The organism is Cytobacillus stercorigallinarum (assembly GCF_014836495.1).
Taxonomy (GTDB): Bacteria; Bacillota; Bacilli; order Bacillales; family Cytobacillaceae; genus Cytobacillus; species Cytobacillus stercorigallinarum.
The window spans coordinates 22,090-28,942 of sequence record NZ_JACSQT010000022.1; the positions used below are offsets into that span (position 1 = coordinate 22,090).

At 34.0% G+C, this 6,853-nt stretch carries 8 protein-coding genes and 2 pseudogenes; 9 read left to right on the plus strand and 1 reads right to left on the minus strand.

Annotated elements, in window-relative coordinates; all coding sequences use genetic code 11:
* Positions 1 to 13 precede the first annotated feature (13 nt).
* From H9655_RS21670 to H9655_RS21710, 8 genes and pseudogenes are all read left to right on the plus strand, one after another.
* On the plus strand, positions 14 to 703 hold the full coding sequence (locus H9655_RS21670; protein WP_191817307.1) for a hypothetical protein: 690 nt from the start codon (positions 14 to 16) through the stop codon (positions 701 to 703).
* A 63-nt stretch (positions 704 to 766) separates the two neighbouring features.
* On the plus strand, positions 767 to 1,195 hold the full coding sequence (locus tag H9655_RS21675; protein WP_191817308.1) for a hypothetical protein: 429 nt from the start codon (positions 767 to 769) through the stop codon (positions 1,193 to 1,195).
* 50 nt (positions 1,196 to 1,245) lie between these two features.
* Positions 1,246 to 1,526 (plus strand): annotated as a pseudogene (locus tag H9655_RS22595) (AbrB/MazE/SpoVT family DNA-binding domain-containing protein).
* A gap of 35 nt (positions 1,527 to 1,561) precedes the next feature.
* On the plus strand, positions 1,562 to 1,837 hold the full coding sequence (locus tag H9655_RS21690; RefSeq protein WP_191817310.1) for a hypothetical protein: 276 nt from the start codon (positions 1,562 to 1,564) through the stop codon (positions 1,835 to 1,837).
* A gap of 207 nt (positions 1,838 to 2,044) precedes the next feature.
* On the plus strand, positions 2,045 to 2,617 hold the full coding sequence (locus tag H9655_RS21695; protein ID WP_191817311.1) for a tyrosine-type recombinase/integrase: 573 nt from the start codon (positions 2,045 to 2,047) through the stop codon (positions 2,615 to 2,617).
* Positions 2,618 to 2,712: 95 nt separating this feature from the next.
* A complete protein-coding gene (locus tag H9655_RS21700; protein ID WP_191817312.1) occupies positions 2,713 to 2,976 on the plus strand; it encodes a hypothetical protein in 264 nt (87 codons plus the stop codon).
* Positions 2,977 to 3,028: 52 nt separating this feature from the next.
* Positions 3,029 to 3,172, plus strand: coding sequence for a hypothetical protein (locus H9655_RS21705; protein ID WP_191817313.1), 144 nt, complete (start codon positions 3,029 to 3,031; stop codon positions 3,170 to 3,172).
* An 83-nt stretch (positions 3,173 to 3,255) separates the two neighbouring features.
* Positions 3,256 to 4,950 (plus strand): annotated as a pseudogene (locus H9655_RS21710) (DUF4158 domain-containing protein); the annotation flags it as partial.
* Positions 4,951 to 4,995: 45 nt separating this feature from the next.
* On the opposite strand, the gene H9655_RS21715 reads toward H9655_RS21710, so the two are convergent.
* Complete coding sequence (locus H9655_RS21715; RefSeq protein ID WP_191817314.1) at positions 4,996 to 5,772, minus strand: carbonic anhydrase; 777 nt, start codon at positions 5,770 to 5,772, stop codon at positions 4,996 to 4,998.
* A gap of 125 nt (positions 5,773 to 5,897) precedes the next feature.
* Here H9655_RS21715 and H9655_RS21720 point away from each other — a divergent pair, with 125 nt between their 5' ends.
* Complete coding sequence (locus tag H9655_RS21720; RefSeq protein ID WP_191817315.1) at positions 5,898 to 6,782, plus strand: LysR family transcriptional regulator; 885 nt, start codon at positions 5,898 to 5,900, stop codon at positions 6,780 to 6,782.
* Positions 6,783 to 6,853 lie beyond the last annotated feature (71 nt).

Below are 6,853 nucleotides of genomic sequence, written 5' to 3' on the forward strand. Positions count from 1 at the left end.
AGGAGAAAATACAATGGAATTACCTTCCTTTCCTTCTAAGAACCCCCACTTATTCATTTTTGCAGAAGAGGATATGAAGTGGTTTGAAGATTTTATAAAGTCGAAAGAGTTTGCAGAGGCTTTAGCGATTGTATGGTGTTATGGAACTTTAAGTGTTGACTCATTTACAGTCAGGTGTAAAAACAGATCTATTGTGGCGCGTTTTAAAGAGTTAGTGCGTAAAACGCGTCCCCTTCGATCGCAAACTGCTTATATACAAAGTGATAAAAATAAACCTTATGATCAATGGGTGTGTAGTATGCATTATATGCACCCATTTGTCTTGCAAATTAAGAATATGGGATGGGTTCCGATAACTTATGAAGATAAGCCTTATCCTACGGGTGAATTTGATGATGAAACGTTTGTTAAAACGTATATTAAGATACATCATGCGCTGGACAGTTCTTATAGTAAAAAGATAAAGTATACACGTCCGCGTCTCAGAATCCATGGGACTGATAATGTATTAGAGAAAATAAACAATCACCTTATTGGGAATTTAAAAATAGGTAAGAAGAAGATACAAAAAATTAACATTTCTAATAAAACTAAGTATCTTCAATATACATCCAAAATAGAAATACCGATAATTTTAGAATATGTACAGGCTCAGGAATCTATAGAAAAATACAATTCTTTAAAATTAGGTTATTCTCCTTAGAATTGATTCTACGAGTTTTTTGTATTCATTATAATTTTTTATCTGGAGAGGAGGAAACGAATAGTGATTTTTGGTGTTATTTTATTTTTCACATTGATGATTATACTGATAAATGTTGTATTTGTGGATCATAAATGGAAAGGTAGTCAACCCATGGAATTATTTATACATAAGTTTTCAAAAGGTATAATAACTTCTATGCTTTCTCTTTGGTTTGTAAGTGAGTTTGTTAAAGAAGTTGATGGAGGGTTGCTTACACTTTCGAATGGGATAGGGAAAGAATATTTATTCGATTGGTTTAGTGTGGGGTTGCTTACACTGTTTTTTTACTATATTGCTCATGCGGCTGTCAACTTCTCTGTGAAGTCATTCGTTAAGAATCCTATAGAAATAAAAGAATCTAAATTATTTGGGTATTTAATTGCGCCTGTAGCAAGTTTAACTTTTTTATTTTATATAGGAATTACTGATAAAATGTGGATCCTGGTGTAGAGTGTGTAGTGGGATTTAGAGTTTATAATAAATTTATGGAGGTTGGTTGTATGAAAAGTACGGGTATTGTTAGAAAAGTAGACGAGTTGGGTAGAGTGGTTATTCCTAAAGAGTTAAGGAGATCATTGGGTATTAACGAAAAAGATCCTTTAGAAATATATACTGAAGGTGAACAGATTATTTTACAAAAGTACTAAATGCAAAAGCCTGTGTACTTACTGGTGAAATCAGTGATGATAATGTTAGTTTAGCTAATGGGAAGATTGTTTTAAGTAGAGTTGCAATACAATTAATTCAGAGTGAGTTAAAAGATTATATAACTGTAAAATGAGTTTACAACAATACAGGATGAAAGTAGGACGGAGAATGCGTACCATATATCCAATCAAATATTATAGTCAGGAAGGATTTGTTGAACGGAAAATCGAGATAAATGAGGAAGACCTAAAGATGATCATTGAAGACTATCTCATGAGACATGTTGATTTTGATGAGATCGAAATCGTTAATAACCGTCCAATAAACATATGGCTTTATGCCAAGTGCAGAAGCTACGTAAATGATGAAGATTCTGATAGTGATGAATCTTATTTGGATGCAGAAGTAGAAATTAAGGGAGACTATGACGGGAATCCTACATGAACAGTTTTTTATTAATGGCAGTTTTACAATTATTATATTTTAGCAAACTCATATAAACCCCATACATCCTTCAAGTTTACTTGGTGTATGGGGTCTTTTTGTGTTTGAAAAGATAAAATCATCATTGTTAATTATACAAAATAAAGTTATAATATAATTGAGTTTTACATATTATGAGTCATCGGTGGAAATAAGGAGGGATGAAAAATGAAGAAGGGAGGACGAAAACCAGGAGCAAAAGACCCTATTCGATCATTAGAAAAAATTGATGAAATAAAAGAGTGGTTATTGCGACATTCGTCTTATCGAAATTACTTTCTTTTTTATTTTGGAATTAATACAGGATTACGTATTAGTGATATTTTACGCCTTCGTGTAAAAGATGTACGGGGGAAAGATGTGACCAAAATAAAGATGAAAAAAACTGAACATACTGTTGAGATTTATTTTAATGTTGTTTTACAGAGGGAGATTGATAAATACACACAAAGAATGGCCGATTCTGATTGGTTGTTTCCAAGTAGAGAAGGAGAAAAAACGATATCTAGACAAATGGCCGATAAAATTTTGCGTGATGCTGCTTTGGGATGTGGGATAAACCAAGAGGCTTGGGGAACACATTCGATGCGGAAGACATTTGGTTATCATTACTACCAAAGAACAAAAGATGTGTACTATTTAATGAAATTATTTGGTCATACTACCCAATCGCAAACTTTGCAATACATTGGTATTGAGTCTGATGAGATAAGGAAAACCATGGAAAATTTCACACTTTAATAGTTTTACTACATTTATTTTTGTATGGTGTGTAGTAAAACCGAAGGGGGATGTTCTTTCTGAGAGAAAAAGGAAAAACAACACCTGGATTTTTAGTGAAACAAAAAGCAAAAGGGAAAGTGTATATTTTATTAAAGAAAAGTAATCGTCAGGGCAAAAAGGTATATAGCCAATCAATATATAGTTTTGGTTCAATGCCAGGTGCTTTAGAAAAAATGTATTGGTTAAGGGATCATCCTGAGGAATTCCCTACAAAATTAAAAAAACAAGGATTTGATCTTGTTGATCTTTATGATTGGATCTGGACTATTGAAACTAGAAGAAAAAAGAACGGAAAACCTTTTGATGTTTTTGGATAAATCCCGACATAACTTGGGAACATCACGAAGGAAGAAGTAAAGGAGGAAACAAATGAAGATATTAGAAATCTATAAAGAAGATGGGAGTATTATTGTTGAGCAAATTAATGAATTTAACACCAGTGTTAGGCTCGATCACAGGGTTACTGCTCTAGTCCGTCATAAGGATTACAATAAATGTAAAATGAACAGATGAAATTAATTCTTTTAGCTCTCTTGCTGGTGTTTCCCTATCAAAATTATACTAGAAATAAACACCATAGATTAGAGGGGAAAGTATTGAAACGAAACTGGACTGAAGAAGAGCTTATAACTGATTTTATACTCATACCAGATGAACTAAATTTACTTATGGGGAATAGAACCGAGGCAAACCGTTTGGGTTTTGCCCTGTTATTGAAATACTTCCAACAGGAAGCAAAATTCCCAACGACAAAACAAGATATTCCAAGAGTTATTATTGAATATATTGCAAAACAAATAGATGTATCCCCAGATCGATTTGAAGAGTATGGATGGGGTGGAAAAGAAAAAACTTATACTCGACATCGTAACACGATAAGAGAATTTTTTGGTTTTCGAGAGCTTACAGGTGCGGATAATGAACGATTAAGCGAATGGTTGGCAGAGCAAGTATCCCTGACACATGATATTGATTTCTTAACCAATCAATCCTATGGCTTCTTTCGCAAACAGAAAGTAGAACCTCCTTCCCCCGGGAGTTTAAAACGAACTATTGATTCCGTAATTGATACCTTTGAAAAAAAGCTGTATGAGACTACATATGAGCAACTATCTCTCGAAACATGCCATCAAATTGATGCCTTATTGGATTCCCATGTCAATGAGGGACAAGAAACAGAAAACCGTGAGATTATGACTTTCCGGGATCTTTTGTCTTCCCCACGTAAGCCAAGTGTTGCCACAATGGAGATAGAATTACAGAAGTTATTAGCCATCCGGAACCTGGGTATCCCTGAGGGCCTTTTTGATCATCTGGCGCCCAAACTTGTCACTAAGTATCGCTTTCGTGCTGCAACTGAAACCGCCACAGAACTGCGTGCACACCCTCCAGCCATTCGTTATACCATTCTGTCAGTTTTATTCTCACATCGGCAATCCGAGATTATTGACGGACTGGCGGATTTATTAGATGAAATTACACACAAATTTGGCAACAAAGCAAAGAATACGACACGTAAAGAAACGGTGGAAGAATTAGAAAAAGTACAAGGGAAAAATAAGCATATCTTAAATCTATTGAAAGCAACCCTTGATCACCCGGATGGAGTCATTCAGGATACGTTATACCCAATTGTAAGTTCTTCCACAATTCGTGATATCATCAAGGATCTGTCCAGAAGTAGTCGGGAATATAAAGAGAAGATTTATACTAAGATGCACGCCTCGTATCGAAGTCATTACCGAAAGGCTATTTGTGAGATTTTAAAAAATCTTACATTCCGTTCTAATAATGAAACATATCAGCCAATTGTGGAAGCACTGGGAGTCATTTTGGAGTACAGTGATAGTGGTCAACGCTTTTTTGCTGTTGGAAACGACGTTCCCATTGATGGCGTCATTCAAGCAAAATGGAAGGATATTATTATTGAAAAAGATACAAGAGGCATCGAACGGGTTAATAAAATCAATTATGAAATTGCCGTTTTACAATCGTTACGAACCCAACTTCGTTGTAAGGAAATTTGGATTGAAGGTGCAAGTCGATATCGAAATCCGGACGAAGACTTACCGCAAGATTTTGAAGAACATAAAAAAGAATATTTTCAAGCTCTCAAAGTACCACTTGATGTAGAACCATTCATTGCAGATATTAAGCAGACCATGAAGGATAAGCTCGATAAGCTGCATGAAGGGATTGCCAATCGCAGAAATGATAAAGTGGCTGTCACCAATAGGGGCAACAATGGCTGGATCCGGGTGACACCACTCGATAAACAGACCGATCCGCCTCTTGACTGTTTTTCTTATCTTTCATTCCAAATTATTCTAAAAAAATTATGCTTCAATAAACACTTTTCGTCCATTTAAATCTTGTATATCTCGGTTATTATCATCATAATATTTGTTGAATTCTTCAATTTGTTCTTTTGAAATTTCCACACTTTCTGTTAATACATACCATTCTACATTTTCTGTTAATGGTGGAGTAGTTAACGAACCTAAATAATGATAATAATCTAAGTTAGATGGTAATAGTTGTTGTACATCGAATGAATCAATTGTTACATTTTCTTTGCCTTCCGCATTTTCCTTAGCTGCATCTAAAATTTGTTGAAAGGCTTTATTCTCTTGTCCTTCTGTGAGCATAACTCCAATAACAGCTAATCTTCCATCTTGTGCTGCATGAACAAAATGTGCTTCAATTGGAAAATATGTTCCATCTATTGTATGTTCACTTTCTGCATGAAAATGGCATTGTTTTAGGGTAAATAGTCGATTGTTAATTTCTGCTTCTCCACTTAACCCAACTTGAATACTATGACCATTATCTTCAACGGATGTTCCGATGGACTCATAATTTAATTCTAATTCTTCCCCATCAAAATCTTCTACATCTGCTGTAGTAATATTTATAGGCGACTGCATTTCACCTGAGACAAATTCCCACTCTTCTTGGTGGTCATAAGTAAAATGCCCTGCTTCAGAATGAGCCTTCTCAGACTTTTCCTCATGTGTACTTGCTGAAACCCCTGTTGACGCATCATTGGATGAACACCCTGCTACCGTTAATAGCCCAACAGCCATTCCCAATAATATGATTTGTTTCTTCATCTTATATCCCCTCTTTTTTCTATTTCGTATTACGTAATATATTTTATATAGAATTTTACATTTAATCTAATACATAATAATGTATATATGTATTTATTTTATTAAATGAATGAGGTGTTTAATAAATGGAGATCCTTCAACTTAAGTACTTTCAAACAGTAGCGTATACAGAACATATTTCATTAGCTGCCAAACAATTAAATATTGCACAACCATCTTTAAGTCTTACCATTAAAAGATTAGAAGACGAATTAGGAACTACCTTATTTGACCGAAAAGGAAGAAACATACAATTAAATGAGTCCGGTAAAATACTTTTGAAACATGTAAATAACTTATTTATAGAGATAGAAAATGCTCAAACAGAAATTAACATGAATAAACATGAACTTTTAAATACAATAAAAATAGCTGTATCCAATCCAAGATTCTTATCTGGGCTGCTAAGTGCATTCATTTGTCAAAATCCACATACAAAAATCCAACAAGTATTAGGTGGAAGAAATACCATTCGTGCAGGCTTACAAAAAGGGGATATAAACTTAGGAATAGCATGTCCACCTCTTGAAGAAGAGGATATAGAAAGCATTACCTTAGTAGAAGAGGATATTGTTTTAGTACTTCCATCTAATCATCGGCTAGTACATGCATCAGAAATCAAGTTAAGTGACCTTTCAAATGATTCATTCATTTCTCTCGCTAATAATAAAGAGTATAAATTATTTACAGCAAACCTATGCAAGAAAGCTGGCTTTACACCAAATATACTATTTGAAGTAGATTTTAATATTTTATTAGAGATTATTATGTTAAATCAGGGGGTAGCTTTATTACCAGTTTGGGTTTGTAGAAAATGCAAATTACAATATAAAAGAATTTCTGACATGGCTCCAACCTATACAATAGGATTATCATGGATGAAAAATAAACACTTATCTCCTTCTGTCGAATCATTTCGAACATTTATCATCGACTACTTTAAAAAAAATGAACATATGTTCAAACACTAGTGTTGCATAAATATTGTCGCAATTTTCAGTCTGATTATCCTCCCTGTTTAGAGCCAAAAAGGTAAATACCT

What these genes read in the sequence shown, in the direction of transcription:
- H9655_RS21695 (WP_191817311.1), top strand. Translation starts at nt 2,045, where the DNA reads ATGAAGAAGGGAGGACGAAAACCAGGAGCAAAAGACCCTATTCGATCA.
- H9655_RS21715 (WP_191817314.1), bottom strand. Translation starts at nt 5,772, where the DNA reads ATGAAGAAACAAATCATATTATTGGGAATGGCTGTTGGGCTATTAACG.
- H9655_RS21670 (WP_191817307.1), top strand. Translation starts at nt 14, where the DNA reads ATGGAATTACCTTCCTTTCCTTCTAAGAACCCCCACTTATTCATTTTT.
- H9655_RS21705 (WP_191817313.1), top strand. Translation starts at nt 3,029, where the DNA reads ATGAAGATATTAGAAATCTATAAAGAAGATGGGAGTATTATTGTTGAG.
- H9655_RS21720 (WP_191817315.1), top strand. Translation starts at nt 5,898, where the DNA reads ATGGAGATCCTTCAACTTAAGTACTTTCAAACAGTAGCGTATACAGAA.
- H9655_RS21690 (WP_191817310.1), top strand. Translation starts at nt 1,562, where the DNA reads ATGCGTACCATATATCCAATCAAATATTATAGTCAGGAAGGATTTGTT.